General features: G+C 65.4%; 24 protein-coding genes and 2 pseudogenes. 10 read left to right on the forward strand and 16 right to left on the reverse strand.

The window, feature by feature from the left end:
• Positions 1–50 precede the first annotated feature (50 nt).
• Positions 51–1,193 carry a carboxylate-amine ligase gene (locus tag ACIPRS_RS11685; RefSeq protein WP_446538665.1) on the forward strand — a complete coding sequence of 381 codons (1,143 nt, stop codon included), beginning with the start codon at positions 51–53 and terminating at the stop codon, positions 1,191–1,193.
• A 13-nt stretch (positions 1,194–1,206) separates the two neighbouring features.
• On the opposite strand, the gene ACIPRS_RS11690 is transcribed toward ACIPRS_RS11685, so the two are convergent.
• From ACIPRS_RS11690 to ACIPRS_RS11715, 6 genes are all read right to left on the reverse strand, one after another.
• On the reverse strand, positions 1,207–2,190 hold the full coding sequence (locus tag ACIPRS_RS11690; protein WP_446538666.1) for a DMT family transporter: 984 nt from the start codon (positions 2,188–2,190) through the stop codon (positions 1,207–1,209).
• A gap of 10 nt (positions 2,191–2,200) precedes the next feature.
• Entirely contained in the window at positions 2,201–2,977 is a 777-nt protein-coding gene (gene hutG, locus ACIPRS_RS11695; protein ID WP_446538667.1) for an N-formylglutamate deformylase, read from the reverse strand.
• A 36-nt stretch (positions 2,978–3,013) separates the two neighbouring features.
• Positions 3,014–4,369 (reverse strand): glutathione-disulfide reductase, encoded by a 1,356-nt coding sequence (gorA, locus tag ACIPRS_RS11700; RefSeq protein ID WP_446538668.1) that lies wholly within the window; start codon positions 4,367–4,369, stop codon positions 3,014–3,016.
• Positions 4,366–5,616 (reverse strand): NAD(P)/FAD-dependent oxidoreductase, encoded by a 1,251-nt coding sequence (locus ACIPRS_RS11705; protein ID WP_446538669.1) that lies wholly within the window; start codon positions 5,614–5,616, stop codon positions 4,366–4,368. The genes gorA and ACIPRS_RS11705 overlap by 4 nt, the downstream gene beginning before the upstream one ends.
• Before the next feature lie 19 nt (positions 5,617–5,635).
• The gene (locus tag ACIPRS_RS11710) at positions 5,636–6,883 is read right to left on the reverse strand and encodes a DUF418 domain-containing protein (RefSeq protein WP_446538670.1); all 1,248 of its coding nucleotides are present in this window, start codon (positions 6,881–6,883) and stop codon (positions 5,636–5,638) included.
• A 113-nt stretch (positions 6,884–6,996) separates the two neighbouring features.
• Positions 6,997–7,476 carry an FKBP-type peptidyl-prolyl cis-trans isomerase gene (locus ACIPRS_RS11715; RefSeq protein WP_192201576.1) on the reverse strand — a complete coding sequence of 160 codons (480 nt, stop codon included), beginning with the start codon at positions 7,474–7,476 and terminating at the stop codon, positions 6,997–6,999.
• Positions 7,477–7,559: 83 nt separating this feature from the next.
• Here ACIPRS_RS11715 and ACIPRS_RS11720 point away from each other — a divergent pair, with 83 nt between their 5' ends.
• The 3 genes from ACIPRS_RS11720 to ACIPRS_RS11730 all read left to right on the forward strand — a co-directional run bounded on the left by ACIPRS_RS11720 (position 7,560) and on the right by ACIPRS_RS11730 (position 10,045).
• Positions 7,560–8,117 (forward strand): C40 family peptidase, encoded by a 558-nt coding sequence (locus ACIPRS_RS11720; RefSeq protein ID WP_337731148.1) that lies wholly within the window; start codon positions 7,560–7,562, stop codon positions 8,115–8,117.
• Positions 8,118–8,236: 119 nt separating this feature from the next.
• Positions 8,237–9,010: a C40 family peptidase gene (locus ACIPRS_RS11725; RefSeq protein WP_446538671.1), complete on the forward strand. Its 774-nt coding sequence runs from the start codon at positions 8,237–8,239 to the stop codon at positions 9,008–9,010.
• A 168-nt stretch (positions 9,011–9,178) separates the two neighbouring features.
• Positions 9,179–10,045: a bile acid:sodium symporter family protein gene (locus ACIPRS_RS11730; protein WP_446538672.1), complete on the forward strand. Its 867-nt coding sequence runs from the start codon at positions 9,179–9,181 to the stop codon at positions 10,043–10,045.
• On the opposite strand, the gene ACIPRS_RS11735 is transcribed toward ACIPRS_RS11730, so the two are convergent.
• Both ACIPRS_RS11735 and ACIPRS_RS11740 read right to left on the reverse strand, forming a co-directional pair.
• Entirely contained in the window at positions 10,042–10,473 is a 432-nt protein-coding gene (locus ACIPRS_RS11735) for a GNAT family N-acetyltransferase (protein WP_446538673.1), read from the reverse strand. The two genes, ACIPRS_RS11730 and ACIPRS_RS11735, sit on opposite strands and share 4 nt — an antisense overlap.
• Positions 10,470–11,747, reverse strand: coding sequence for a dicarboxylate/amino acid:cation symporter (locus ACIPRS_RS11740; RefSeq protein WP_446538674.1), 1,278 nt, complete (start codon positions 11,745–11,747; stop codon positions 10,470–10,472). The genes ACIPRS_RS11735 and ACIPRS_RS11740 overlap by 4 nt, the downstream gene beginning before the upstream one ends.
• A 141-nt stretch (positions 11,748–11,888) precedes the next feature.
• On the opposite strand from ACIPRS_RS11740, the gene ACIPRS_RS11745 reads away from it, so the two are divergent.
• Positions 11,889–13,583, forward strand: coding sequence for an alkaline phosphatase (locus ACIPRS_RS11745; protein ID WP_446538675.1), 1,695 nt, complete (start codon positions 11,889–11,891; stop codon positions 13,581–13,583).
• An 85-nt stretch (positions 13,584–13,668) separates the two neighbouring features.
• Here the strand turns inward: ACIPRS_RS11745 and ACIPRS_RS11750 are convergent, their stop codons facing one another.
• The 3 genes from ACIPRS_RS11750 to ACIPRS_RS11760 all read right to left on the reverse strand — a co-directional run bounded on the left by ACIPRS_RS11750 (position 13,669) and on the right by ACIPRS_RS11760 (position 18,391).
• Positions 13,669–15,771, reverse strand: a complete 2,103-nt coding sequence (locus ACIPRS_RS11750; protein WP_446538676.1) for a peptidase domain-containing ABC transporter — start codon at positions 15,769–15,771, stop codon at positions 13,669–13,671.
• A gap of 113 nt (positions 15,772–15,884) precedes the next feature.
• Positions 15,885–16,496, reverse strand: a complete 612-nt coding sequence (locus ACIPRS_RS11755; RefSeq protein ID WP_446538677.1) for a hypothetical protein — start codon at positions 16,494–16,496, stop codon at positions 15,885–15,887.
• A gap of 632 nt (positions 16,497–17,128) precedes the next feature.
• Complete coding sequence (locus ACIPRS_RS11760) at positions 17,129–18,391, reverse strand: HlyD family secretion protein (RefSeq protein ID WP_446538678.1); 1,263 nt, start codon at positions 18,389–18,391, stop codon at positions 17,129–17,131.
• Between the two features lie 314 nt (positions 18,392–18,705).
• On the opposite strand from ACIPRS_RS11760, the gene ACIPRS_RS11765 reads away from it, so the two are divergent.
• The gene (locus ACIPRS_RS11765; RefSeq protein ID WP_446538679.1) at positions 18,706–19,089 is read left to right on the forward strand and encodes a helix-turn-helix domain-containing protein; all 384 of its coding nucleotides are present in this window, start codon (positions 18,706–18,708) and stop codon (positions 19,087–19,089) included.
• An 82-nt stretch (positions 19,090–19,171) separates the two neighbouring features.
• Here the strand turns inward: ACIPRS_RS11765 and ACIPRS_RS11770 are convergent, their stop codons facing one another.
• On the reverse strand, positions 19,172–19,603 hold the full coding sequence (locus ACIPRS_RS11770; RefSeq protein WP_337731157.1) for a CopD family protein: 432 nt from the start codon (positions 19,601–19,603) through the stop codon (positions 19,172–19,174).
• Between the two features lie 224 nt (positions 19,604–19,827).
• Here ACIPRS_RS11770 and ACIPRS_RS11775 point away from each other — a divergent pair, with 224 nt between their 5' ends.
• Positions 19,828–20,436: a class I SAM-dependent DNA methyltransferase gene (locus ACIPRS_RS11775; RefSeq protein ID WP_446538680.1), complete on the forward strand. Its 609-nt coding sequence runs from the start codon at positions 19,828–19,830 to the stop codon at positions 20,434–20,436.
• A gap of 79 nt (positions 20,437–20,515) precedes the next feature.
• Positions 20,516–21,763, forward strand: coding sequence for a polyhydroxyalkanoate depolymerase (locus ACIPRS_RS11780; protein WP_142124441.1), 1,248 nt, complete (start codon positions 20,516–20,518; stop codon positions 21,761–21,763).
• 136 nt (positions 21,764–21,899) lie between these two features.
• Here the strand turns inward: ACIPRS_RS11780 and ACIPRS_RS11785 are convergent.
• The 3 genes and pseudogenes from ACIPRS_RS11785 to ACIPRS_RS11795 all read right to left on the reverse strand — a co-directional run.
• A pseudogene (locus tag ACIPRS_RS11785) lies at positions 21,900–22,004 on the reverse strand (sensor domain-containing protein); the annotation flags it as partial.
• Positions 21,981–22,820, reverse strand: a pseudogene (locus ACIPRS_RS11790) (sensor domain-containing protein); the annotation flags it as partial. The pseudogenes ACIPRS_RS11785 and ACIPRS_RS11790, both read right to left, overlap by 24 nt.
• Positions 22,817–23,182 carry a PadR family transcriptional regulator gene (locus tag ACIPRS_RS11795; protein ID WP_446538681.1) on the reverse strand — a complete coding sequence of 122 codons (366 nt, stop codon included), beginning with the start codon at positions 23,180–23,182 and terminating at the stop codon, positions 22,817–22,819. The gene ACIPRS_RS11795 and the pseudogene ACIPRS_RS11790, both read right to left, overlap by 4 nt.
• A 132-nt stretch (positions 23,183–23,314) precedes the next feature.
• On the opposite strand from ACIPRS_RS11795, the gene ACIPRS_RS11800 reads away from it, so the two are divergent.
• Positions 23,315–24,220 carry a peptidylprolyl isomerase gene (locus ACIPRS_RS11800; protein WP_446538682.1) on the forward strand — a complete coding sequence of 302 codons (906 nt, stop codon included), beginning with the start codon at positions 23,315–23,317 and terminating at the stop codon, positions 24,218–24,220.
• A 136-nt stretch (positions 24,221–24,356) separates the two neighbouring features.
• Here ACIPRS_RS11800 and ACIPRS_RS11805 read toward each other — a convergent pair whose 3' ends face one another.
• Positions 24,357–25,253, reverse strand: coding sequence for a DMT family transporter (locus ACIPRS_RS11805; protein ID WP_446538683.1), 897 nt, complete (start codon positions 25,251–25,253; stop codon positions 24,357–24,359).
• 106 nt (positions 25,254–25,359) lie between these two features.
• Here ACIPRS_RS11805 and ACIPRS_RS11810 point away from each other — a divergent pair, with 106 nt between their 5' ends.
• Positions 25,360–26,295: a LysR substrate-binding domain-containing protein gene (locus tag ACIPRS_RS11810; protein WP_337731161.1), complete on the forward strand. Its 936-nt coding sequence runs from the start codon at positions 25,360–25,362 to the stop codon at positions 26,293–26,295.
• The last annotated feature ends 1 nt before the right edge of the window (position 26,296 follow it).

Genomic DNA, 26,296 nt, shown 5'->3' on the forward strand with positions numbered 1-26,296 from the left:
GCGGGTGCGGTTCAACATGCCGTTCACCCTCCCGGTGAGATAACGCGGACATGGCGCAGACACCACCGCACGGAGCCCACCCTTACACCTTCGGACTCGAGGAAGAGTACTTCCTCGTGCGCAGCAACGGCCGGCGCCTGCGGCACATGCCACGCCGCTTCTTCGAGGAATGCCGCGACGCGCTGGGGGACCGTTTCGGCAGCGAGATGCTGCAGACCCAGGTCGAAGTGCAGACCCGGGTACACGACGACCCCTCTGACGCGGAATCCGATCTGCTGGCATTGCGTCGCAGCGTGAGTGGCGTTGCGCGCAAGCATGGGCTGGGGATCCTGGCGGCCGGCACGCATCCTTCGGCGCAATGGCGCGGGCAGCTCAGCACCGACAAGCCGCACTACGACCAGGTGATGGATGAGCTGCAGATGCTCGGTCACCGCAACCTGCTGTGCGGACTGCATGTGCACGTGCAACCAGCCGATCCTTCCTCGCGCGTCGCGCTGATGGCACGCATGCAACCTTTCCTGCCGCTGCTGCTGGCCTTCAGCACATCGTCACCGTTCTGGATGGGGCATGCCACCGGACTGATGGGATACCGGCAGACCGCCTACCAGGAGATTCCGCGGACCGGGCTGCCGCCGCTGTTCCGCGACCAGGCGGAATACGACCGCTACGTGCAGCGCATGGTCGACGGCCGCGCCATTCCGGATGCGAGCTTCCTTTGGTGGGCACTGCGGCCCTCGCTCGCCTTTCCGACACTGGAACTGCGTGTCACCGACGCGTGTACCGATCCGCGTGACGCATTGGCGATCGCGCAGTTGTTCCGCTGCCTGGTACGGCATCTGGAGCGCAGGCCGGTCTTGCATGCGGAACTGGGGTCCGGCGACCAGGCCGTGGTCGCGGAGAACCTGTGGCGTGCGCAGCGCTATGGCTTCGATGCCGGGCTGATCGACCTCGGCAGCCTGCGCCTGGTATCGGTGCGCGAGATGCTGGACAACACGCTCGATGCCTTGGCCGGCGACATCGACGCCCTGGCATGCAGGCCGCAGATCGATCGCTTCTGGCGCATCCTCGACGAAGGCACCAGTGCCCATCGCCAACTGCAGTTGCACCGCGAAAGCCGCCTGGCCGGCGACACGCATGCCGAGGCTCTCACCCATGTGGTGCAGTGGCTCGCGCGCGCAAGCGCCGCCACGTGACCGGTGTGTGCGCTCAGCGCACGATGGCCTTCTGCTGCGACACCACGAAAACACCCGCCATCACCAACACCGTGCCCGCGATCTGCCACGGACCCATCGGCTCGCCCAGCAACAACAGGCTGAGCACGATGGTCGACACCGGCCCGATCATCCCGACCTGCGCCGCGAGTGCAGAGCCGATGCGGGCCACCGCCATCATGACCGCCAGCACCGGCAACACCGTACATAGCGTGCCATTGACCAACGAAAGCGCGTACACCTCCCACGGCAACACCAGCGCACCGAGCGGCCGGAGCAGCAGGAACTGGAGCAGGCACAGCACGCTGGCCACACTGCTGGCGTACGCCGTCAGGCGTACCGCACCGACGCGCGCCACCACCTCACCGCTGCCAACGAGGTAGAGCGCGTAGGCCAGCGCACTGCCGAACACCAGCACGCTGCCGAGCGCGATGTTGGAACCGCCTGCCTGCAGGTCATGGCCAAATGCCAGGGCCACGCCGGCATAGCTGACCCCCAGCGCCCACGCCTGCCTGCGCGAGATGCGCTTGCGGAACGCCAACCAGCCGATCAGTGCCACCAACGTCGGCGTGAGGTACAGGATCAACCGCTCCAGCGTGGCAGTGATGTAGGCCAGGCCCGCGAAATCGAGGAAACTGGCCAGGTAGTAGCCGAGGAAACCCAGCAGCAGGATTCTGCCCAGGTCGCCCTTCGACAGCGCCGCGCTACGCCGCGCGGCCCACAGCCCCATCAGCAGGAAGAACGGGAACGCGACCAGCATGCGCAGCGCCAGCAAGGTCACCGCGTCGGCACCGTAGCGATAGCCCAGCTTGACGATGATCGCCTTGCCGGAAAAGGCGATGGCACCCATGGCGGCGAGCAGCAGGCCGGAGCGGCTGACCGCGTGCAGGCCCGGTCGCGCCTGCGGCGCTTCCACTGCCTCGGCCGGTGCCACGTCGAGTGGCTGCGCCAGTTCGTCTTCCGCTTGCGGCTGTGTCATCGCGACCGCTTCACGCCAGCGTGCATTCCAGCAGGCGACGGATCAGCACTTGCGTGCGCCCGGCGCGCTCGGGCAGGTAGGCGAAGCTGTCTTCGTCCATGTAGTTCAGCTGCGCCAGTTCGAGCTGCACCGCCTGTATGTCCCGGGTGACATCGGCGTAGTGGCGGGTGATGTAACCGCCGCGGAATCGACCATTCACGACGAAGCTGAAGTCCACCTGCGACGCAAGCACGCCTTCCAGCGCGTGCTGCAGGCCCGGCGAACAGCTCGCTCCACCGGCGGTACCGAGATTGAAATCCGGCAGGCGACCCTCGAACAGGAACGGCACCTCGCTGCGGATGGAGTGGCCTTCCCACAACACGACGCGCCCGTGCGCTTCGTGGAGGCGCGCGATCTCGGCCTGCAGGGCTCGATGATAGGGGCGCCAGTAGGTGTCCACGCGTGCTGCGATCTCCTCCGGCATCGGCTCCTGTCCCGGCAGGTAGACGGACTCGCCGCTGAAACGCACGACGGGGCACAGGCCGGTGGTGTTCTGGCCCGGATAGAGCGAGACATCATCCTCGGGCCGGTTGAGATCGACCACATAGCGCGAGTACGCAGGCACGATGATCGATGCGCCGAGTCCGCGCGCGAAGGCATACAGCTCGGCGACATGCCAGTCAGTATCCGGCACGCGGCGTGCCTCGGTCGTCATGCGCGCAGCGAGTTCGTCCGGCAGCGCGGTGCCATGGTGCGGCAGGCTGATGAGCAGCGGCGCCGTGCCGCGATGCAGGGTGTAGGTGTCCATGCCGCCATTGTATCGCCGCCCCCACCGGGGCAGGCGTCAGCGCAGGAGCACCACTTCCTCGGCGCTAGTGGGATGGATGGCCATCGTGTCGTGCAGGTCGGCCAGGGTGATGCCCTTCTTCAACGCCACCGCGAACCCCTGCAGCATTTCGTCGGCCCCCTCGCCCAGCAGATGCAGGCCGACCACGCGCCGGTCGTCGCCCGTGCAGACCAGCTTGAACAGGCTGCGCTGCGGCGAATCGGCCAGTGCATGCAGCATCGGCCTGAAGCGCGTCGCATATACGCTCACCTGCTCGCCGAAGCAGGCACGCGCCTCGGCTTCGGTCAGGCCCACTTTTCCGACCGGCGGATGGGAGAACACCACCGTGGCGATGTTGCGGTAGTCGAGCTTCGCATCGGCCTGTCCACCGAACACGCGATCCATCAGGCGACGTGCCGCCGCGATGGCCACGGGCGTCAGTGCCGCCTGTCCCGTCACGTCGCCCACGGCGCAGATCCCGGCGACCGAGGTGTTCTGGTACGCGTCCACCTGGACGAATCCGCGTGCATCGATCGCCACGCCCGCCTTCTCCAGGCCCATGCCGGAAGTGTTGGGTGTTCGCCCCGTCGCGAAAATCAGCGCGTCGAAGCGCTCGCTGCGCGTTCCGTCCACCGCCAATACCGTCACTCCGCCCCCGGACGCCTCCTCCAGCGCTGCCACGGCATGTCCGAAATGCAGGCGCACCCCGTGCTGGCGCATGTCATCCGCCAGCTCCGCGGTGATCTGCTCGTCGAAGCCGTCCAACAACCGTTGGCCGCGCACGAAAAGTTCCACCTGGCTGCCCAGCGCCTGCAACACGCCGGCCAGTTCGACCGCGACGTAACCACCGCCCACGATCGTCACGCGGGGAGGCGCCGCGCACAGGTTGAAGAAGTCATCCGAGACCATGCCGAGCCCAGCGCCAGGAATCTCCGGTCGTGATGGCCGGCCCCCTGTCGCGATCAGCACCTGCCTGCCTTGCAGCGCCACGCCGTCTGCGTTGACCACGGTGTGCGCGTCGCTGAAACGGCCATGGCAAGGCATCAGCACCACGCCACTTTCATCCAGCCGCTTGCGATAGCTGGCATGGATGCCGGCGATGTAGCGCTGGCGATGGACGATGAACTCCTTCCAGTCCAGCGCGGGCGGCGAGACATCGAAGCCCAGCGATGATGCCAAGGCGATCTTCTGCGACAGTTCGGCCGCCAGCCACATCGCCTTCTTGGGTACGCAACCCACGTTGACGCAGGTGCCCCCCAGTTCCCTGGGTTCCAGCAACGCCACCTTCGCACCATGCGACGCCGCCCGGAATGCGCCGGCCAGGCCACCCGAGCCGCCCCCCAACACGATCAGGTCGAATTCCTGCGGCTTCATGCAAATCGCTCCGGTCGGTAGGGCAAGGGATCGAGAGCCGGGGTGCGGCCCGTCATCAGGTCGGCCATCAGCTGGCCGGTCGCCGTGCTCATGCTGATGCCGAGCATGCCGTGGCCCGCCGCCATCCACACGTGACGATGGCCGGGCGCGCGCCCCAGCAACGGAAGATCATCCCACGTCATCGGGCGCCACCCGTACCAGCGCTCGAGCACTTCGGCACCGAAGGGCTCACGCAGGAACTCGCGCGCGCCGCGTTCGAGAGCAGCCAGCCGCGTCTCGTTGAGGGTGTCGTCGAGGCCCGAGAATTCCATCGTGCTGCCCAACCGGAAGCCGCTTTCCCACACGGTCACGCAGACCGAGCGATCCTTCAGCACCATCGGGTGACGCGGCACGCGCAGAGGCCGCGCGTAGGTGATCGAATAACCCTTGCCTGGCTGGATGGGCGCCTTCAATCCCAGCGTGCGCGCGAACGCAGGCGTCCAGGCTCCCAGTGCGATGACGGCATCATGTCCCGCGCGCGTGCCCTGCGTCGTTGCCAGCCGCACGCCGGTGGAAGTCGTTTCCAGCCTTTCCACGCGACAGTGTTCTTCGATGACACCCCCGCGCTCGCGCACCGCGCGCGCGAGTTCCGCCACATAACGGTCCGGACGCAGCCGCGCATCGCCGGGGAACCGGATGGCGCCCGCGACGCCAGGCAGCATGGCGGGCTCCTCGCGCTCGTAATCCTTGCCTCCGAACACCTGCGTGGCAATGCCGAACTCCGCCAGTGCCTCGCATTCATCCACGTACCGCTGGAATCTGCGTGGATCGCGGAACACGTAGTCGAGTCCTTCCTCCTCGAACTCACACTCCAGTCGATAGCGGCCTACCCAGTCCGTCAGCCGGGCCCGCGCGTCATTGAGCAATGCGGCACGCGCCTGCGTGCTGCGACGCCAGTCGCGCAGGTTGCAACGGGCGGCGAAGCGCAGCAGCCAGTGCCACAGCGCGGGATCGACGCGGGGCTTGAGGTAGAGCGGCGCATCCGGCGTGAACATCCACCGCAATGCCTGTGCCACCACGCCCGGCGCGGCCAGGGGGGGCGCGTGGCTGGGCGTGATGGTGCCGCAGTTGCCATGCGAGGCGCCGCCGCCGACGCGGGCGGCGTCCAGCACGCGCACGCCCCGGCCTGCTTCGAGCAGTGCCAGCGCGGTCGCCAGGCCAATGGCACCGCCACCGATGATCAGGACGTCGTCGCGGGGAATATCCACCCTGTCAGTCTAGTCGCTCTCACCCTGCGCGAAGCCGCAAAGGTTGCAGCTCCGCGTACGTCAGCGAACGCCACAGCCATTCGACGGGACCGAACCGGAACCGCGACAGCCAGAGCCGGCTCAACGCCACCTGCAGGCCGAACAGCACCACCGCGAACACCGGTTGCCATGCACGCGGCAACTGCTCGAAATGACCCAGGCCATAGCCGTAGAAGATCCAGGTGCACACCAGCGACTGCATCAGATAATTGGTCAGCGCCATGCGCCCCGCCGGCGCCAGCCAGGCGAACGGCCGTTGCCACGGCGCCGAGGCCAGCGCGCGCATCACCCAGGCCACATAGCCAAGGCACATCAGCAGGTTCGCCAGCATCTGCAGCGTGAACGCCGTGGACACCCGCAGGTTGAACGTGGCGAAATCCATCGTCGGTTCCAGCGCCACCGAACCCAGCATGGACAGCAACCCCAGCGGCCATGCCACCCAGCGCAGGGTCGCGTACATGCGCGGGAATTCTCCGGGCCGCGCGATGGCGCCACTGCGCACGAACCAGGCGCCCAGCAAAAACAGGCCGAACGCGATGAAGCCGAACATGGTGATGTTGCTGAGCGCCATGCCCGTGCTCTTCAGGCGTTGCCAGGTGGCATCGGCATAGCTGCCACTGCCGTACGCGATGCGCTCGCTGTCGATCAGCGCCCGCATCTGCGTGCCGATCTCGGTCATCGCCTTGTCCCAGCCCTCTGTGCCGTCCAACAGCGACCCCATGCCTCCCATCAGGAGCATGAAGCCGATCGGCATGGCATATGCGACCAGGCCGAGGCCGACATACCAGCGGTATGGCATTGGCCGGAACGCAAGCAGCAGGAAGGAACACAGCGCGTACATCATCAGGATGTCGCCGGCCCAGATGAAAAGGGCATGGATCGCGCCGAAGGCCAGCAGCACCAGGCCCCGTCGCCAGTACACGCCGGCGAACGGCCGGCCCGCCAGCTCGGCGCGCTGCGACATGATCGCGAAGCCCATGCCGAACAACAGCGAGAACAGCGTGTAGAACTTGCCCTGCACCAGCACATACACCAGCAGGTCGACGATGCGGCCGATCCCCGCAAGCGTCGGGTCCAGGCCGGTGCCCGACGCCATCACCGGCCCCACGAAGCCCTCCATGTTCATCAGCAGGATGCCCAGCAGCGCGAAGCCGCGCAGCACGTCCATCGCTTCGATGCGTTCGGCCACCGCGATGGGCGCCAGGTTATCGGTGATCGTCGCCGCCATTCCCATCCCCTGATGTCTTCGCTCCGATTAGACCATGCGCGGCCCGGGATCCCGCGCAGCCAAAAGAAACGGCCCGCTTTCGCGGGCCGTTCTGGAAGCAGGCATGCCGTGGATCAGTGGTGATGACCGCCGTCGCCGTGCACATGGCCGTGCTCGAGTTCCTCGGCGCTGGCCTCGCGCACTTCCACGATCTCCACGTCGAAGTGCAGGTCCTTGCCTGCCATCGGATGATTGAGGTCCACGTCCACCACGCTCATGCCGACCTTCTGGATGGTCACGGCGCGCGGGCCGAAGTTGGTCTGCAGCACGACCTGCTGGCCCGGCACCAGGCGCTGGTTGCCGAAGTGCTTCTTGGGCACGCGCTGGCTCAGACCGTCACGGCGCTCGCCGTAGGCGTCGGCCGCGGCCACGTCCACCCCGAAGCTCTCGCCGGCTTCACGGTCCTGCATCGCGGTCTCCAGGCCCGGGATGATGTTGCCGTGGCCGATCAGGATCGCCAGCGGCTCGCGGTCCTTCGAGCTTTCGATCGGCTCTTGGCCGGCTTCGGACACGGTGTAATGGAAACGGACGACGCTGTCTTTTGCGATTTTCATGCGGGACTCTGGACGGGGCCTGCCGGCGGGCAGGACGGGCGCGGCTTGTGGACCGCAAGGGAATGCGGCGAAGATGCGCCGCGATGAAGGCCCGACATTATCCCGGCTTGACCCTGCCCGCGCCACTTCGGCGCTGGGCCGTCCTCCTGCTCTGCGCCGGTCTGATCGCCTTGGCCGGCTGTGGCGGCTCCAAGCCCCAGGTCCGCAAATCGCCACCGCCCCACGCGCAACGCGATTGGCCGGTGGTGCAGGCCGACGATCCCGCCGCCGCCACTTCGGTCCTGATGCGCGCCATCGGCCTGGTCGGCACGCCGTACCGGTACGGCGGCAACACGCCGGAATCCGGCTTCGACTGCAGCGGTCTGGTGACCTACGTCTATCGGGACATGCTGGATGTGCGTCTGCCGCGCACGTCGCGGGAACTGGCGCAGGTGCAGGGACCCAGGATCGAACCACGCCGCCTGGCGCCCGCAGACCTGGTGTTCTTCGGCAGTCGCGGCAACGTGACCCATGTGGGGATCTACGTCGGTGAAGGCCGGTTCGTGCATGCCCCGAGTACGGGCGGTACGGTCCGGCTCGATCATCTGGACGGCCCCTACTGGCGGGACCATTACAGCGGCGCGAAACGCGTCCTTCGTTAGGAATCGGTCAAGTCTGTGACGCGGAACGTTCACACTTAACAAATAAATAACGATTTCTGAACCAAATCGCTCCGATCAGCCGGCATTATCGCCCCTGACTTGTTAAACCCATCCCGCGCGTGACGACCGACGACGACCTGCCAACAGGCCAGCCTGCCGCCACCCACCGCCTGCCGCGGAGGGTTTCCCGACTTCTTGTGGGCCTTGGCCTGTGCGCCATGGCCGCCGTGGTGCAGGCCCAGACTGCCCCGGCCACCGTCGACGCCGCGTCAACGCCGGCGTCCAGTGATGTGGTGGTGGCCCCGGCCGCCAAATCCGTCACCACCAGCGTCAAGGAAAAGGCCGCCGAGGCCGCCACCGCCACTCTCTCCGCCCTGCTCCCGCGTCTGGCCGCCAGCGATACGCTGCCGCTGGTCGACCGCTCGGCCATGGTGGCTGGCGACATCAGCAAGTTGCTGGCCGCGTACGACCTGAGCAAGGAAGGCGTCGTGGCGCAGGAACAGCAGGGGGGCAAGGTACAGGTGGTCCTCCAGCGCGCCCTCGCGTTGATGGGCACGCCCTACCGCTGGGGCGGCACATCGCCCGACAGCGGCTTCGATTGCAGCGGCCTGGTCGGTTATGTGTTCCGCACGGCACTGGGCATCGAGCTGCCGCGCGTGTCCCGCGACATGGCCGCCAAGGCCGACGCGGAAATGGTCGGCGCGCGCGAGGAGCTGCGCCAGGGCGACCTGGTGTTCTTCGGATTGAAGGGCCGGGTGAATCATGTAGGCATCTACGTGGGCGAAGGCCGCTTCCTGCATTCGCCCAGTCGTGGCAAGGATGTGCGCGTGGACAGCCTGCTCACGGGCTACTGGGCCAACCGCTACCTGAGTGCGCGTCGCGTCGCGATGTAACCGTACGGATGCCAGAGCAACGATGAAGAAGGCCGCCCCGCGCGGCCTTCTTCTTTTCCATCTTCTGTGCGCCGCAGCTTGCATCGCTCGCCGGCTTGCCTCCATCCTCCGACGATTGCGCCATTACCGCGCATCCCGTTTCTTCGCGCCGAAGGGGAGTCGTACGCGATGCAGGCATCACTGCTGACCAATCTGCTGCTGCCGTTGGCCCTGGGCATCATCATGCTGGGCCTCGGGCTGGGACTGACGCTTGAGGATTTCCGTCGCGTGGCGCGTTATCCGCGCGCCGTGCTGATCGGTCTCGCCCTGCAGACGCTGGTACTGCCCTGGGTCGCGTTCGGCCTGGCCCTGGGCTTCGGTCTGCCTGCGGAACTCGCGGTGGGCCTGATGCTGCTGGCCGCCTCGCCCGGTGGCGCCACCGCCAACATCTACAGCCACCTCGCGCGCGGCGACGTCGCGCTGAACATCACCCTGACCGCGATCAACAGCCTGCTCTGCCTGCTGACGCTGCCGGTGATCCTCAACCTTTCCCTGGAGTACTTCCTCGGCGCAGGCCAGTACGTGCCGCCACCGACGAAGAAAGTCGTCGAAGTCGCCGCCATCATCCTGCTGCCGGTTGCCCTCGGCATGATCATCCGCGCCAAGGCCGCAGGGTTCGCGGCGCGCACCGAGAAGCCCATCCGCCTGCTGTCGGTGCTGGTGCTGGCCTTGCTGGTGGTCGCGGCGGTGGCGCAGGAGTGGAAGACGCTGACCACCTACTTCGCCATCGTCGGGCTGGCCTGCCTGCTGTTCAACCTGATCAGCATGGGCGCCGGCTATGCGGCGCCGCTGGCGTTGCGCCTGCCGAAGAAGCAGGCCATCGCCATCGCCATGGAGATCGGCATCCACAACGGCACGCTGGCGATCTTCATCGCACTCAACGTGCTGCAGAACGCGACCATCTCGGTGCCTGCGGCGGTCTACAGCCTGCTGATGTTCGTCACGGCGGGCGTGTTCGCGTGGTGGGTATCGCGGGACAAGGCCGCAACCGCCTAGGCTCCCCGGCGGCCATCGGCCACATAGGCCATGCTGACCGAGGCGGGCGCCGTTTCGGCGAACCCGAACCGGCTGTAGAGGTGTCTGGCGTCACCGTCGGCGATCAGCATGACGTAGGCGGAAGCGGGCGCATTCGCGCGCAGCCACGCATCCAGGGCGGCCATGATGCGCTTGCCCTGCCCCTGGCCCTGATGACCGGGCCGCACGGCGATGTCCACGACGGCAAACACCGTGCCGTTGTCGCCAATGACGCGCCCCATGCCGATCACGTCACCCGCCTTCACCAAGCTGACGCCGTACAGCGTGTTGGCGAGGCCGCGCTCGGCGGCTTCCTGCGTCTTGGGCGACAGTCCTGCTTCGACCCGGAGCCGACGATAGGTGGCTACGTCGGGGAAGGAATCCACTAGTTGGATCGCATCGGCATTCATGGCGTCGAGGCGGCATCATCCCCGAGGCCGACATTGCTCGACGCGCTTTCGTAGATTTCGCGATCCAGCAGACCGGTTTCCTTCGCCACCAGCACCGGCACCAGCATCTGGCCGGTCACGTTCGTCATCGTGCGCATCATGTCCAGGATGCGGTCGATCGCCACCAGCAAGCCGATGCCCTCCAGCGGCAGGTTGGCCGCGCTCAGCACCAGCGTGACCATCACGGTCGCCGTGCCGGGTACGCCGGCCGTGCCGAAGCTGCCCAGCACCGACGCCAGCAGGATGACGAAGTACTGGTTCACCGACAGGTCCAGGCCGAAGTACTGGGCCACGAAAATCGAAGTCAATGCCGGATAGATCGCGCCGCAGCCATCCATCTTGATGCTGGCGCCCAGCGGCACCGCGAACGCGGCATAGTCCTTGTCCACGCCCAGATTGTGGGTGACGCTACGCAGCGCCACCGGCATCGAAGCGAAGCTGGACGAACTGACGAACGCCACCTGCATGCCCGGCGCGGCGCCGCGGAAGAACTTCCACGGGTTCAATCCGTGCGCCAGCAGCAGGCTGCCGTAAACGACGACGATGTGCAGCGCGCATGCCAGGTACAGCGCGCCGATGTAGCTGCCCAGTGGCAACAGTTTCTCGAAACCGTATGTGCCCACCAGCGCGCCGATCAGGCCGAACGTGCCCAGCGGCGTCATCTCCAGCACGAAGCGCGTGACCTGCACCATGGTGTCGCTGGCCTCGCCGGCCAGCTTGCGCAGGCCCGCACTGCGCTCACCCAGCTTGACCAGGGCGAAGCCCAGCAAGCCGGCGAAGAAGATCACCTGCAGGATCTTGCCCTCGGTGAGCGCCTTGAAAGGATTGGACGGCACGATGTCCAGCAGCACCTGCACCGGCGTCGGCACTTCGCGTACCTGATAGTCCGGCGCCATCATCAAACCGGTCAGGCCCTTGCCGGGCTGCACTACCCAGCCCACCGCCAGGCCCACGCAGACGGCCATCGCCGCCGTGATCGCGAACCACAGGAACGTGCGTCCGCCCAGCGCAGCGACCGACTTCTGCCCGTGCAGGCTGGAGACGGCGTTGATGACCGCGAAGAACACCAGCGGCACCGCGATCATCTTGATGAGCGTGACGTACAGGTCGCCGAGGGGTTTGAGCCAGACCCCGGCCGCCGGTCCCAGCCACCATCCCGCCAGCGCGCCCAGCACGAAGCCGGCGACGACGCGCTGCCAGAACGGAATCCTCAACCAGGCCGAGACCAGACTCATCCACCGCGACTCACAAAAACGGACGCGACACCTTAGCCCATGGCTCCGCGCGGGGCGACCATGCCGACGGAATGCCGGGTGTCATGAACAGGACACTGCGCGACCGTCATAATGGGCCGACTGTCCTCCACACGGCTCCTCATGTTCCTGCGTTCGCTCGTATCGCCGTTCGCCGGCCTGGCGTGGCTCACCGTCCTCGCTGGCTGCGCCAGCACCTCGCCCGCCACTCCCTCCCCGCTCGCCGTCGACGTCCCGCCCGTCGCGCACCCGCAGGGCGAGACACCGCAATGGTGGTACCGCAGCGGTGCCGCCAGGGCCGCAGCCAATGGCGCCATGCAGGGACGTGCGAAGAACGTGATCGTCTTCCTCGGCGACGGCATGAGCCTGACCACGGTGGCCGCCGCGCGCATTTTCGAGGGCCAGCGCAAGGGCATGCCGGGCGAGGAGAACCTGCTGAGCTGGGAGCGCTTCCCGCACACCGCTTTCAGCAAGACCTACAACACCGACTCGCAGACCCCCGACTCCGCGGGCACGATGACGGCGGTAGCCACGGGCGTGAAGTCGCACATGGGCGCCATCGGCGTGTCGGCCGGACGCAAGGGCGAATGCACGCCCGACGGCAGCAAGGACCTGGTCAGCTGGCTGACGCTGGCGGACAGCGCGGGACTGGCGACGGGTGTCGTCACCACCGCCCGCGTGACGCATGCGACCCCCGCCGCGACCTACGCGCATGTCTCGCATCGCGACTGGGAAAACGACAGCGACCTGCCAGCGGAAGCGATCGACGCCGGCTGCAAGGACATTGCACAGCAATTGCTGGTCGCCGCACGCTTCGGACATGGCCCGTCGGTGGTACTGGGTGGCGGGCGCGGCGAGTTCCTGCCCGTAGACGTGCGCGATCCGGAAGAAGACGACAAGGTCGGCCAGCGCCTCGACGGCCGCAACCTGGTCGCCGAGTGGCAGCAGGCGCATCCGCAGGGTGCCTATGCCTGGAACACCCGGCAATTGGAAGCCGCCGCGGATGCGCCTCAGTTGCTGGGCCTGTTCGAGTACGACCACATGCAGTTCGAGCACGACCGTCGCAAGGACGACCAGGGCGAACCCTCGCTCGCCGACCTGACCCGCGCCGCGATCCGCACGCTCTCGCGCAATCCGGAAGGCTTCGTGCTGCTGGTGGAAGGCGCGCGCATCGACCACGCCAACCACTACGGCAATGCGTATCGCGCGCTCGATGAAACCGTCGCGATGTCAGATGCCGTGCGCGCCGCGACAGAGGCCACTTCACGCGACGACACGCTGATCGTGGTCACCGCCGATCATTCGCACACGCTCAACTTCGTCGGCTATCCCGTGCGCGGCAATCCGATCCTGGGCAAGGTGCGCGGCCAGGGCGGCGAAGACGACACGCCCGGCGACCTCGCGCGCGACCAGACCGGCATGACGTTCACCACGCTGACGTACGCCAATGGTCCCGGTTACACCGGCGCCAGCAACCGCCAGCCGGCAGGGCCGAAGCATTTCCTGCATTCCCCCAGCAGCGTCGAGCCGTCCGAAGGCCGGCCGGACCTGAGCCATGTCGATACCGAGCATCCCGACTACCTGCAGGAAGCCCTGGTGCCGCTGAAATCGGAATCACACGGCGGCGAAGACGTCGGCATCTGGGCCATCGGTCCAGGCAGCGACGCCTTCCGCGGCACGCTGGAACAGAACGCGATCTACCACGTCATCGTGCAGGCCGCCCCGAAGCTGCGCGCGCGCCTGTGCGCGGCGGGTACGTGCGATGCGAATGGCGTGCCGGTGGAGCTGCCGAGCCCGGTGGATTTCGAGAAGAAGTAGATCTTGGACCGGTCTGCGTGGAGGCATCCGGGACACGATGTGCTTCCACTGCCAAAAAGCGATTGCCCCGAGGCGCCGCCGCAGTTCAAGCAGGTACGGCTACGGTGTCCGGCGCTGGCCGCTGAGGCCTGATCTCCTGCACGATGCGACCCTGCTCCATCATCAGCACGCGGTCGGCACTGGCGATGGTCTCGGGACGGTGGGCGACGATCACCTTGGTCAGGCTCAGGGCCTTGACCGCGTCGTTGACCAACCGCTCCTTCACCACGTCGAGATGGCTGGTGGCCTCGTCGAGGAACAGGAGCTTGGGATTGCGGTACAGCGCCCGGGCCAGGATCACGCGCTGCTTCTGCCCACCCGACAACGAACTGCCCATGTCGCCGATCAGGCTGTGGTAGCCCATCGGCATGGCCGCGATCTCGTCATGGACCGCCGCCAGTCTCGCCGCGTGCTCGATGCGGCACTGATCCATCTCCGGATCGAAGAAGCTGATGTTGTCCGCCACGCTGCCGGCGAACAGCTGGTCGTCCTGCATGACAGCGCCGACGAGGGTGCGGACACTACGCGGGCCGATCTTGTGCAGGTCGTGCCCGCCCACCCGAACGATGCCCTCCGTGGGCGGCAACAGGCCCAGCAGCACCTTGACCAGCGTGGTCTTGCCGCAACCGGAGGCGCCGACGATCGCCACCGATTCGCCCGCCTCGACCGTGAAGCTGCAGTCCTTCAACACCCATGGCTCACCGTCGCCGTAGCGGAACGAGAGGTTCTCCGCCTCGATCCGGGTACTGGCCGGGGGCAACACTTCTGGCTGGGCGGCCTGCTCCTCCGGCGGCGTCAGCACTATGTCGGCCAAGCGTTCGCCATGCAGACGCAGCATGCGGAACTCGATCCACTTGTCGATCAGGGCTGCCATGCGTCCGGCGAACTGGTCCTTGTAAGCCAGATAGGCGATCAGCATGCCGACCGAGAACACGTTCTGCAGCGCGAGCGTGGCGCCGATCCAGATCACTGCGATGCGCTCGATGCCGAACACCAGTTGGCTGGCACTGTTGAAGCCCAACCCCATCCACGCCAGCCTGACTTCCTGGTTGACGGTGTCGTGCATCAGGTTGTCGTAGGTACTGCGGCGCTGCGACTCCTCGCCCGCAACTTTCAGGCTCTGCATGCCGCGCAACGATTCCAGCAGGTGGGTCTGCTGCTTAGCACCGGCGACCAGTTGCTGCTCGGTACGATCACGGACGGGCCGATACGCGACGGCACGGATGCCGAGATACAGGGTGACGGCCAACAACGTCACCAAGGCGAGCTTCCAACTGTAGAACAGCATCAGCCCCAGGGTGACCACCGCCATCAGGCCGTCGATGATCGCCTCGACGAAACTGGTGGTCAGCGTGCGTTGCATGGCCTGTACCGACGACATGCGGGAGGTGATGTCGCCGAGATGACGCTTCTCGAAGTAGTCCAGTGGCAGTTTGAGCAGATGGGCGAACACATTACCCATCCATTGCAGTCCCAGTCGCGACGACAGGTAGACCACGGACCAGCCGCGAAGCAGGCTGATGCCGATCTGCAGGACTAGCGCCAGTCCGAATCCCAATCCGAGCACGGTCAGCAGGTCGCGATCGGCGGAGACCAGCACCTGGTCCACCACCCACTGCATGTAGAACGGCGCAAGCACCACGAAAACCTGAAGCGCCGCAGACAGCAGCAGGATCTGCGTCAGCGCTCGCCAGAATCCCTGCACCCGACCCGTGAGCTGCCGTGCCGTTACGACAGGCATTGCCTTTTGGTGCTTGAGCTCGGCGATGGGAGTCAGCTCCAGCGCGACGCCGGTGAAGTGATCCGACACCTGTTTAAAAGACAAGCTGCGCTCACCCACTGCGGGATCTAGAATGATGACCTTAGCTTTGCTCACCTTCCAGAGGACGACGAAGTGGTTCAAGTCCCAGTGAAGGATGCAAGGAAGCTTGAGATTACCGAGGTCTTCCATGTCCAATCGCAACGGACGAGCCGAAAACCCCAGACGCTGCGCCATCTGAATCAGCTGACTTAGCTTTGCGCCTTTAGCGGACGAAGGAAAGCGCCTTCTGCACTCTGTTAACGACAACGCTACGCCATGCGCACGAGCTATCGCCACTATAGAAGCCAACCCACACTCGGCCGCTTCAGACTGAAGTACTAGCTTCATCTATACCCAATAAAGACAACTGCCATAAGGCGTGATTACAACCTATATCCCGAGAGTAGCGAACTCAGATTCTACTTCCCACCCTTTCCTGCAACTGAAATTCGACCGCACTTTCATTTATCTCTGACAGGCTTAGAGGTGAATGGGACATCAATCCCATGCTTGGCCACTGACTCCTTCATTTCGTCATCAGTCCAGCAGCCACACTCCGAAGAAACATTGATCCCATATGATCGCAGCGTCGGAACATCAGGAATCCAAATCGGAGCAACAGTAGTAAACGAGTATTCGCCACTGACATCATCAAAAGAAAAACTTGGCCGCAGCCCAGCAGACACCTCTGCGGTAGCCACGACGGAGTCATTGAGTATCTCTCTGTTCACTCCAGCTATCTTGAAGAATCTATCCTCTCGCACCTTAAAATCGCCAAGCCATGCCGCATAAACGTCAATTAATTCATCCGGAACGCCTGAGGTCTTCATCTTCATTTTCTCGTCTGCTATTGATCCAAGCGTTCCATGCCAAGCCAAGACGGAGTCGCATCTGACGGCTAGTTCTCTTCCAGAAACGGCTAGATAATTGGCGCACGCAGACATGCATACGCCATCTACGACAATCTCAACCTGTCGAAGCACCAGATCTTCAGCAATATTCAGCGCCACCAACGGCAAGCCGCCGCCACTATTCAATGAAACTGTTGAAAACCCTCCTTCTGCGACGCGCATGTACTCTCGATAGGAATCCCTTCCAATCTCTCCATCCAACCTAATTTCATCCTTGGAGATCCGACCCCACCCCGCATGTGCGAAGCTTGCTACACACATGAGCAGAAGTACTGCAGCTAGCCTTATCATTCTAGATCGTCTCCAACAGCGCCGAAGATGGCCGTCCCTCACAAGATTAGAGGGACGGCCGCCGATTTCTCAGTTATTCAACCTTGAGCGCTGTATTAACCTGACAATGCGTGGTTGTAGTGGTCGTCTTAGACCCGTCGGCATGGGTAGTAGTCGAGGTCGTCTTGGTGCAGGAGGCGCCCCCCGAAGCGGTACCCGTGATGCCTCCAGTGACGTAGTTAACTTCGTGAGTTTGCAGAGTACGCATAGGATTTCTTTTCCTTTACTTGATAGAGGCTGAGCTGCTCTGGTCTGCCGTCGACTTGTCGCCCACGGGACCGCTCACGGGATCGGTGCAGCTTTGACCATTGGCACCTTCTTTCACGCCACCGACAACTGAACTGTACTCACTTTCCTTAAGATATCGCATTTAAAAAGTTCCTCACTTTGCCTTACATCTATTGACACACCTCCCCTGTGCCTAGGGTCCGGGAGAATCCCCGAAATTCCACACTCGATTACCACTAGTCGACCGTCTTCCCAACCAGCGAATACAACGGTTCAGAAACCCATTCGATTATTGTCCTGCGCTCACCAAGCACATCAGCATCCACCAGCATTCCTGGTTTCAATGCCTCTTGCTTCCCATAAGCCGTAATGGCCTGCTGCGCGAGGGAGACGGTTATGCGGTACGGCGGCTCACCTTGCCGCGCACTACCAATCAGTGCCTCCACTTCGCCGGCGCTCAGCGCGCTACGACTGATCGCCGAAACCCGCCCCTCTTGATGACCAAACTTTTGGTAAGGAAATGCCTGATAGCGCAGAAGCACACGATCACCCGGCTCGATGAAGCCGATAGCTCGACTCGGCACAAGCAGCTCCGCCTCCAGCCGCCCGTCACCCGGCAAAAGCGTCATCAACGGTTGACCGGCCTGCACCGCTTGACCCGGTTTGACCACCTGTGTCGCCACCATGCCCTCGACCGGCGCCTTGACCACCAGCGCACCGCTGGCCTGCGTCTGCACGCGCTCCTGTTCCAGCTGTGCCATTTCACGCTGGAGGCCTGCTTTGCTTGCCTGACCCTGCGCGGGCAATTCGCGCTCCGCCTGCTGAAATTGCGCAATCAGACGGCGCGTGCCGATGGCCTGACGCTGCAGGGCCTGCATCTGCCCCGTGTATTCCAGCACCGCGGCTTCCTGCTGCTTGATCTGCAACACGCTGACATACTGTCCACCCTCCAGCCTGCGCAGGCGTTCGAGTGTTTCGTTGGCGATACGAATCTGGTCCTGGCGGGTCGCCACTTCCGATTCGATCTGTACCAGTTCACGTTGCGCGACTGCCAGTTGCTCGCGTGCACCTTGCGCTTGTGCCTGCAGCTGCCGCTGCTGCGCCTGCTGCGCAGACACGAGGCCCGCTTGCCGCTGGCCGAACTGCTGTTCCAGCGCGACCTGCGTGTCGCCTGATGCCAATGTCGCGCGAGGAACGGTGACCACCGCCAGTGCTGTGCCCAGCCCAACACGGTCGCCTTCCACCGCATCCAGCCTGGCCACCACGCCAGTGGCCGGGGCCAGCACGGTGGCGAGTCCCTGCGAGGGCACCAGTTGACCGGTTACGGTGGAGCGACGCGTATAGGTGCCCAGCGTAACGAACAGGACGACGACCGTGGCTGCGGCGACCGCCGCGAGCGTAAGCACCCACAACCTGACCGGCTGCGCCAACGAGATGCCGCCCAACCAGCTGCCGCGCTTGGCTTCCAGGACTTCAGGGCGGAACAGCGGTTGCGTCATTGCGGTCTTGCGTCCTTGAGTACGAAAGGCATCGACCCCCTCTGGGGCCAGAGCGCGTGGGGGATACCCTTGCGCCAGCCTTCGTCGTCATCCTCTAGCAGCCGCGCCGCCGCGAGCAACACGCGCTTCAGCGCCGCGCGTCAGTTCTGCTGACAGTCACGTTTGGTCGACCCTTTCGCATCAATCGCTTGCACATGCACGTCAGCCAGGCTGTACAAGTTGACGTCAGTATCGCTGACGCAAAAATGTTAATTGCGTCCCGGAATCAGGCGGGCTAGCGTGGAGACCCCACAGCGGAACGAGCAACACGGCACATGAAGCTGTCCATGCGCATCCGGATAGCGCGCCAGCGCGCCAGGCTGTCCCAGGAGGCCCTGGCCTTGAACCTTGGGGTCACCCGCAGCGCGGTGGCCAACTGGGAAGGCGCGGACGGCGTTTTACCTGCTTCCGCGCGGCTGGTCCACATCGCCCAGCTGACCAACGTCAGCTTCGAATGGCTGGCCACCGGACGCGGCCCTTTCGATCATGGCGGCAATGACGACACCCCTACCGTCACGGGTGAGATGGTCCATGACGAGTACGAGCGACGCCTGTTGGCCGCGTTCCGGCGCATGACCGAGCATGCCCGGCTGGAGGTCGTGCTGCATTGCGAAGCTAGGGCTCCACACGCTGCACGCCAGGACGCTCGATCGCGTTGATCGGGACGCAAGGCGACGGTTTACGGATGCCGCATTCGCGCGGTACCGATACGATTGCTGGGTCGCGAGAACGCGGCAGCCCTCAGAACGGCTTCGCCAGCACCAGCCACACCACCGCGATCAAGCCGAACAAGGGCAGCTCGTTGAACCAGCGCAAGGCCGTCGGCGACGGCAGCGTCTTGCCCTTCGCCACGCCCTTCAGCCAGCGGCCGGTGACGATGAAGTGCACCAGCATCAGCGCCACCAGCGTGAGCTTGGCGTGCAGCCAGCCGCCGCTGATGCCGAAATGGAACCACAGCACGCCGCCCAGGATCACCGCGATGCCGAACATGCTGTGGCCGAAGCCGTAGAGGCGGCGTCCCATCAGCTGCAGGCGCGCCTGCACGTCGGCCTGCCCCGTGGTCTCGGCCAGGTTGACCAGGATGCGCGGCAGGTAGAACACCGTTGCCATCCAGGCGATGACGAAGACGAGATGGAAGGTCTTGACCCACAGGTAAAGGCTGGCTTTGTCCACGCTGGCCGCTCCGCCGCTCGAAAGGGTGATGCGGGATTCTCCGCTACTGTCGCAACGACTGTCCAACGCGATGGAATGCCACGGACCCGTCGTTCCAGCGTAAGCTGGAATCCAATTTGATTTTCCCGTTGCTCTGCAGATCAAGGAGAGCAACGGCGCAATGGATCCCAGCTAGCGCTGGCATGACGAGCAACACGCTTGCTTCCCTCTTCCCGAACATACCAATGACCAAGCACTACGACGCCGACTACTTCCAGCGCTGGTATCGCGACGGCGACATCGGCGGCGCGCCGCGGCTGGCGCGCAAGGTGGCGATGGCAGTGGCGGTGGCCGAGTACCACCTGGAACGGCCGATCCGCACGGTGCTCGACATCGGGTGCGGCGAAGGCGCGTGGCGCGCGCCGTTGCTAAAGCTGCGGCCGAAGTTGCAGTACCTCGGTTTCGACAGCAGTGAGTATGCGATCCGGCGCTTCGGGCGCACCCGCAACCTGCATTACGCGCGTTTCGAGAACTTCCAGTACCTGCGCCCCTGCGAGCCGGTCGACCTGCTGGTGTGCTCGGATGTGCTGCATTACGTGCCGACCCGCGAACTGAAGCGTGGACTGCCGGGGCTGGCGGAACTGTGCGGCGGTGTCGCCTTCCTTGAAACCTTCGCGAAGGAGGACGAATTCGAAGGCGACCACGAGGGATTCCAGCCACGCAGGGCGGCGTGGTACCGGGAAGCGTTCAATGGACTGGGCTTCCAGTCGATCGGCAACCACTGCTGGCTGGGCCCGGGCTTGGCGGGCGATGTCGCGGTGCTGGAGGCTGCGGATTTCCGGCCGATAACCTGAACAGGCATGCGCGGCGGTACCGGCTTTGCGGTATGCTGCGGCGCAGCACCGTGCACCAAAAGCGGGATTCCGGACAGCCATGACCTTGTACCAACTGCACGAACTCGGACGCGCATGGATGGCGCCGCTGGCCTACATGGCCGAAGCCAACGCACGGATGTTCTCCACGCCGACCAGTTGGCTCTCGAACGTACCGGGGGCCGAGCGCATCGCGGCCGGCAATGAACTCGTCCACCGCATCGGCAAGGATTACGAGAAGCCGGCGTGGGACATCCGCGAAGTCGAGGCGCACGGCCGCACGGTGCCCGTGGTGGAACTGGAGGCGGTGAAGAAGCCGTTCTGCCGCCTGCTCCGCTTCAAACGCTATACCGACGACGCCGACACCATCGCCCTGCTGAAGGACGACCCGGTGGTGCTGGTGGTGGCGCCGCTGTCGGGCCACCACGCCACTCTGTTGCGCGATACCGTGCACACCCTGCTGCGCAACCACAAGGTCTACGTGACCGACTGGGTGGACGCGCGCATGGTGCCCGCGTCGGAAGGCCCCTTCAGCCTCGACGACTACGTCGCCTACGTGGAGGAGTTCATCCGCCATATCGGCGCCGAGAAACTCCACGTCATCAGCGTCTGCCAGCCCACCGTGCCGGTACTCGCGGCGGTGTCGCTGATGGCAGCGCGCGGCGAAGCCACGCCGCGTTCACTGGTGATGATGGGCGGCCCGATCGACGCGCGCCGCAGCCCTACCGAAGTCAACAGCCTGGCCACGCGCAACCCGCTGTCGTGGTTCGAGAACAATGTCATCCACGCCGTGCCGGTGCCCTACCCCGGCGAAGGCCGTCGCGTGTATCCCGGCTTCCTGCAGCATGCCGGGTTCCTTGCGATGAACCCCAGCCGCCATTTCATGTCGCACTGGGATTTCTATGCGGACCTGGTCAAGGGCGACCTGCAGGATGCCGAATCGCATCGCAAGTTCTATGACGAATACAACGCGGTGCTCGACATGCCGGCCGAGTACTACCTGGACACCATCCGTACCGTGTTCCAGGAGTTCCTGCTGCCGCGCGGCGAATGGACGGTCAATGGCGAACTGGTGAAGCCGGCCGCCATCAGGAAGACCGCGCTGATGAGCATCGAGGGCGAACTCGACGATATCTCCGGCCAGGGCCAGACCGCCGCCGCGCATGACCTGTGCACCGGTATCGCGAAGGCGCACCACAAGCACCTGACGGTCGAAGGTGCCGGCCATTACGGCATCTTCAGCGGACGTCGCTGGCGCGAGAAGGTCTACCCGCAGGTGCGCGACTTCATCGCCAAGTACGCCGGCTGACGCATCGCTTACTGTGGGAGCGACGTCAGTCACGAAGCCTCCACGGGATCGCCAACTGCATGCCGGCGCAAGAAAAAGGCCGCCCTTTCGGGCGGCCTTTTTTGTTCGCGACCGAGGTCGCTCCCGCATCATGACCTCACACCACCGGTGTACGCACCAGCAGGTGCTTGGCCAGCCAGCCGTGGAAAAGGCCGGTCAGGCGCGCCAGGTGCAACGTGGCGAACAGCAGCAGGATGCCGGCCACCGATGCCAACGGCAGCAGCCAGGGCGCTTCGTTGACCAGGCTCCAGCCGCCGAAGTTCAGCACATAGTCGAACGGCAGGAAGTACGCCACAGGCGCTGCGATCAATCCCAGCGACAAGGCCAGCAAGGTGATGGCGACCGAGAAATACAGGATGCCCAGCGGGTGCATCAGCAGCAGGTACAGCATCGCCGTCCAGGTGCGGCCATCGGTGAACAGTTCCTTCAAGCGCGTCATCCACGGCTTGTCGCGCTGCGTGTACAGCGGGCGGCGCGGCATGCGTTCGCCCAGCAACACTTCCACCACCCGACCTTCGACCAGCGACAGCAGGCGCACCGACATCAGGAACAGCAGCAGCAACGGAATGCCGATGATCAGGATCAGCAGGCCGATCGACAGGCTGGCGCCGGTCACCACCCAGGTGAAGTAGAACGTGCCGGTGGCCAGCGACAGCAGCATGTAGAACAAGGCGCCGTAGGTGCGCGGATCGGCGGCGACCCCGAAAAACTGTCCCAGCACCGACTTGCGCTTGGGCGGCAAGGGGGGCCGAAGCGCGCGCGTCACGGTGACTTCGGTCTCGCGATAGATGTCCGCAACTTCCGCTGGTGCGCCGTAACTGCCGGCGACGGAGGCGATCACCTCGGCTTCGGACTTTCCGGGGTTTTCCGCCAGTTCCGAACGCAGGTATTCCTCCGCGTCGTACACGGCGTCCTGGACCATGGCCTTGTCGGCGCCGGCGAGCGCCGCACGCAACTGATCCAGGTACTCGGGGATGGTGGTGGGCAGGCGGCTGCCCGGGGTGGCGGTGGTGTTCATGCAGGAATCCCCTCTAGCACGGAATCGACGGAATCGCGGGTGGCACGCCAGGCGGCGATCCAGGACTGCAGGGTCAGCCGCCCTGCCTCGGTAATGCGGTAGTAGCGCCGTGGTGGGCCGGCAACGGAGGGTTCGACGAAGCTCTCCAGCAGTCCGCCGCCCTCCAGGTTGCGCAGCACCGGGTAAAGCGCGCTTTGCTTGCCGCTGAGCACGCCCTCGCCGACGCGTTCGAGCTGCTTGGCGATCAGGTACCCGTACAGCGGCTCCCCCGCCCGGGCCAGCACCGCCAGCAACGCCAGCGACACGGTGCCTGCACTCAGTTCTTTCTGGAACTTCTTCAGTTGGATATCGGGCTCACTCATGGCTCCCCCTCCGCGGCACTCCCGCTAGGTTGGAGACGATGCTATTACGAAGTTTGATATAGCGGATGTGCCAGTAGTCACTGGGACCGCCGGCCTCCCTACAATCGAGGCATCTCCCGTCCCGGACCCGCCATGCGCCTGACGCCACTGCTGCTCGCCTGCCTGTTCGCCCTTCCCGCCGCGCATGCCGAGGAACCACCGAAGCATCCCAGTGCGAAGGAGATCCTCGATGCATCGCCTGACGCGGACTGGCGCACGCTGGAGCCGGCGAACACGTTGTACATGGACCTGCCCGCGGGCCGGGTGGTGATCGAACTGGCGCCGGCATTCGCACCGGAACACGTCGCCAACATCCGCACGCTGGCGCGCGAGGGCTTCTGGAACGGCCTGGGCATCTACCGCTCGCACGACAACTTCGTGGTCCAGTTCGGCGATGCGGACGCGGAGGACGCCGCAAAAGCGAAGTCGCTGGGCACCGCGAAGACAAAACTGCCGGCCGAGTTCGCGCGCACGGCAACCGGCCTGGCCTTCACTCGGCTGCCGGACGTGGATGGCTGGGCGCCAGAAGTGGGCTTCGTGGACGGGTTTCCCGCCGCGCGCGATCCGAAGGCGGGCGATGCCTGGCTGGCGCACTGTTACGGCGCGCTCGGCGCAGGTCGCGGCGGTCCGCCCGACAGCAGCAATGGCAGCGAACTCTATGTCGTCACCGGCCAATCGCCGCGCCAACTCGACCGCAACATCACCCTGGTGGGCCGTGTGGTGAAGGGCATGGAACTGCTCAGCGCGATTCCGCGCGGGCCGGAGCCGATGGGCTTCTACGAGAAAGCGGAGGAACGCACGCCGATCACCGCCATCCGCCTGGCCAGTGAAATGCCGGAAAGCGAACGCATGCCGCTGCAGGTGCTGCGCACCGACTCGAAAACCTTCGCCGCCGCCACCGAAGCGCGCCGCAATCGCCGCGATGGCTGGTACGTGCAACCCGCAGGCCACATCGACCTGTGCAACGTGCCGCTGCCCGTACGCGAAGCGAAGCGCTGACGCGCCGGGCATGTTGTGGGAGCGAACGTCAGTCGCGATTGCATGAGGTCAGCCCCGCGAGCCATTCCGCAGCTCAGGACTTGCCGATACGTCATCGCGACTGACGCCGCTCCCGCACCTGCCACTACGACCGCGATCACGCCGCGCGCTGGCTCACCGCAACACTGCCCAGGATCAGCGCACCCGCCGCCAGCATCGCGGGTGTGACCGGCTCACCCAGGAACAGCCATGCGAAGGCGGCGCCGAACAGCGGGACCAGGTAGGTCACCGTCGAGGCGCGTGCGGGTCCGATGCGGTGGATCAGGCGGTAGTACAGCAGGAACGCGTACCCCGTGCAGACCACGCCGATGGCGATCGCGGCACTCCACGCACCGATGCCGATCGACGCCGTGGGCCAGTGCGTGGCCGCGAACGGAAGCACGAGCAGGGCTGCACACCCCAGTGTGGCCGCTGCCGCAGCGGCGGGAGGAATCCCCGCCAGGTGCCTGCGCACCAGGTTGACCCCCACGCCGTAGAGCAACGCCGCAGTGGAACCCGCGACGACGGCACCGCCCACGCTCAGCCCGCCCGCCTTGCTGGTGGCCAGTACGACCACGCCGACGAACCCTACCAGCAGCGCAAGCGACCGCCGCAACCCGATCTTCTGCCCGAAGAACAGGAACCCCACCAATGCCGCGAACAACACGGTCATGGCATTGCAGATCGCACCGATCGCGGCCGGCGAACGTTGCGCGGCCCACGCGAACAACAGGAATGGAATCGCGGAGTTGATCGCGCCGATCAGGGCCAGCTTCGGCCACATGCCGGCGCTGAAATGTGCGCGCTCGCGCCACAGGAACGGCAGCAGTACCAGCGCACCCAGCGCCAGCCGCACCTCCACCAGCGCGAACGGCCCGAACGGGTTGGCCGCGATCCGCATGAACAGGAACGAGCTGCCCCAGATCGCGCCCAGGGCCAGCAGTTCCAGCGGCGTGCGCCAGTCACGTCCCGCCACCTCGGGGAGCGTTCCCACGGCTGCGTTTCCCTGTGTCATCGCCACACCCTCATTCGTGCCTGCCGCCATTCTGACCCAACGTGCGGCCTCCACAAGCGCGTACGATACGGCCAAGCCACAAATCTGGTTTGTGCCTGGAACTGCCATGAGCCTGCGCCCCGCCCTGCTCCCCGCCCTCGGCGTCTTCGCCGCTGCGGCACGCCACCAGAACTTCGCCCATGCGGCCGACGAGCTGCACCTCACCGCCAGCGCTGTCAGCCACCACGTGCGCAAGCTGGAGGCGCTGCTGGGCGTGGTGCTGTTCCAGCGCCATGCCCGTGGCGTGAAGCTCACCGCCGAAGGCCGGCAGCTGGCGGATGCGGCCAACGCGGCGCTGGGCGATATCGATGCGGTGGCGTCGCATCTGCAACTGGCCGGCAAGACCACCACGCTGCGCCTCACCACGCTGCATTCGCTGGCCTACTGCTGGTTGCTGCCACGACTGCCCCGGTTCTGCACGCGCCATCCGCACATCCGACTGCATGTCGATACGGGTATCGCGTTGACGCGGTTCGATGACGAGGGTCCGGAACTGGGCATCCGTCATGGGCCCGGGCACTGGGCGGGCCTGACCGCGCACCACCTGATGGACGACGAATTGTTCCCGGTCGCGTCCCCGGCCCTGCCGGGCATCGACGCCGTGCTGGAGCCGCGCCAGATCGCACAGCTGCCGCTGGTCACCGACCTCGCCTTGCAGGGCTGGCGCGACTGGTTCCGTGCCGCGGGCGTGCGCGGCCTGCGGCTGCCCACCATGCACAGCTTCAACGACAGCACCGACGCGATGCGCGCCGCGGTGTACGGCGTGGGTGCCGCCCTGGCGCGCCGCCACGTTGCGCAACCGTATCTGCAACGCTACGAACTGGTGCGCCTGCCCGGTCCGGCCCTGAAGGCGCGCTTCGCGTACTACGCAGTCCACCCCGCGCACAAACCGCCAAGCGCCGCCGCACAGGCCTTCATCGACTGGCTGAAAGAGGAAGCGCGCGACGAACGCACGCCCCTGCCACCGATGCCGGATGACTTCCTGGGACGTCGCGGCGGCTGAC

It is taken from the genome of Pseudoxanthomonas sp. LARHCG66, assembly GCF_052871755.1.

What these genes read in the sequence shown, in the direction of transcription:
- ACIPRS_RS11685 (WP_446538665.1), top strand. Translation starts at nt 51, where the DNA reads ATGGCGCAGACACCACCGCACGGAGCCCACCCTTACACCTTCGGACTC.
- ACIPRS_RS11690 (WP_446538666.1), bottom strand. Translation starts at nt 2,190, where the DNA reads ATGACACAGCCGCAAGCGGAAGACGAACTGGCGCAGCCACTCGACGTG.
- hutG (WP_446538667.1), bottom strand. Translation starts at nt 2,977, where the DNA reads ATGGACACCTACACCCTGCATCGCGGCACGGCGCCGCTGCTCATCAGC.
- gorA (WP_446538668.1), bottom strand. Translation starts at nt 4,369, where the DNA reads ATGAAGCCGCAGGAATTCGACCTGATCGTGTTGGGGGGCGGCTCGGGT.
- ACIPRS_RS11710 (WP_446538670.1), bottom strand. Translation starts at nt 6,883, where the DNA reads ATGGCGGCGACGATCACCGATAACCTGGCGCCCATCGCGGTGGCCGAA.
- ACIPRS_RS11715 (WP_192201576.1), bottom strand. Translation starts at nt 7,476, where the DNA reads ATGAAAATCGCAAAAGACAGCGTCGTCCGTTTCCATTACACCGTGTCC.
- ACIPRS_RS11720 (WP_337731148.1), top strand. Translation starts at nt 7,560, where the DNA reads ATGAAGGCCCGACATTATCCCGGCTTGACCCTGCCCGCGCCACTTCGG.
- ACIPRS_RS11730 (WP_446538672.1), top strand. Translation starts at nt 9,179, where the DNA reads ATGCAGGCATCACTGCTGACCAATCTGCTGCTGCCGTTGGCCCTGGGC.
- ACIPRS_RS11735 (WP_446538673.1), bottom strand. Translation starts at nt 10,473, where the DNA reads ATGAATGCCGATGCGATCCAACTAGTGGATTCCTTCCCCGACGTAGCC.
- ACIPRS_RS11740 (WP_446538674.1), bottom strand. Translation starts at nt 11,747, where the DNA reads ATGAGTCTGGTCTCGGCCTGGTTGAGGATTCCGTTCTGGCAGCGCGTC.
- ACIPRS_RS11745 (WP_446538675.1), top strand. Translation starts at nt 11,889, where the DNA reads ATGTTCCTGCGTTCGCTCGTATCGCCGTTCGCCGGCCTGGCGTGGCTC.
- ACIPRS_RS11750 (WP_446538676.1), bottom strand. Translation starts at nt 15,771, where the DNA reads ATGAAGCTAGTACTTCAGTCTGAAGCGGCCGAGTGTGGGTTGGCTTCT.
- ACIPRS_RS11755 (WP_446538677.1), bottom strand. Translation starts at nt 16,496, where the DNA reads ATGCGCGTCGCAGAAGGAGGGTTTTCAACAGTTTCATTGAATAGTGGC.
- ACIPRS_RS11760 (WP_446538678.1), bottom strand. Translation starts at nt 18,391, where the DNA reads ATGACGCAACCGCTGTTCCGCCCTGAAGTCCTGGAAGCCAAGCGCGGC.
- ACIPRS_RS11765 (WP_446538679.1), top strand. Translation starts at nt 18,706, where the DNA reads ATGAAGCTGTCCATGCGCATCCGGATAGCGCGCCAGCGCGCCAGGCTG.
- ACIPRS_RS11775 (WP_446538680.1), top strand. Translation starts at nt 19,828, where the DNA reads ATGACCAAGCACTACGACGCCGACTACTTCCAGCGCTGGTATCGCGAC.
- ACIPRS_RS11780 (WP_142124441.1), top strand. Translation starts at nt 20,516, where the DNA reads ATGACCTTGTACCAACTGCACGAACTCGGACGCGCATGGATGGCGCCG.
- ACIPRS_RS11795 (WP_446538681.1), bottom strand. Translation starts at nt 23,182, where the DNA reads ATGAGTGAGCCCGATATCCAACTGAAGAAGTTCCAGAAAGAACTGAGT.
- ACIPRS_RS11800 (WP_446538682.1), top strand. Translation starts at nt 23,315, where the DNA reads ATGCGCCTGACGCCACTGCTGCTCGCCTGCCTGTTCGCCCTTCCCGCC.
- ACIPRS_RS11805 (WP_446538683.1), bottom strand. Translation starts at nt 25,253, where the DNA reads ATGACACAGGGAAACGCAGCCGTGGGAACGCTCCCCGAGGTGGCGGGA.
- ACIPRS_RS11810 (WP_337731161.1), top strand. Translation starts at nt 25,360, where the DNA reads ATGAGCCTGCGCCCCGCCCTGCTCCCCGCCCTCGGCGTCTTCGCCGCT.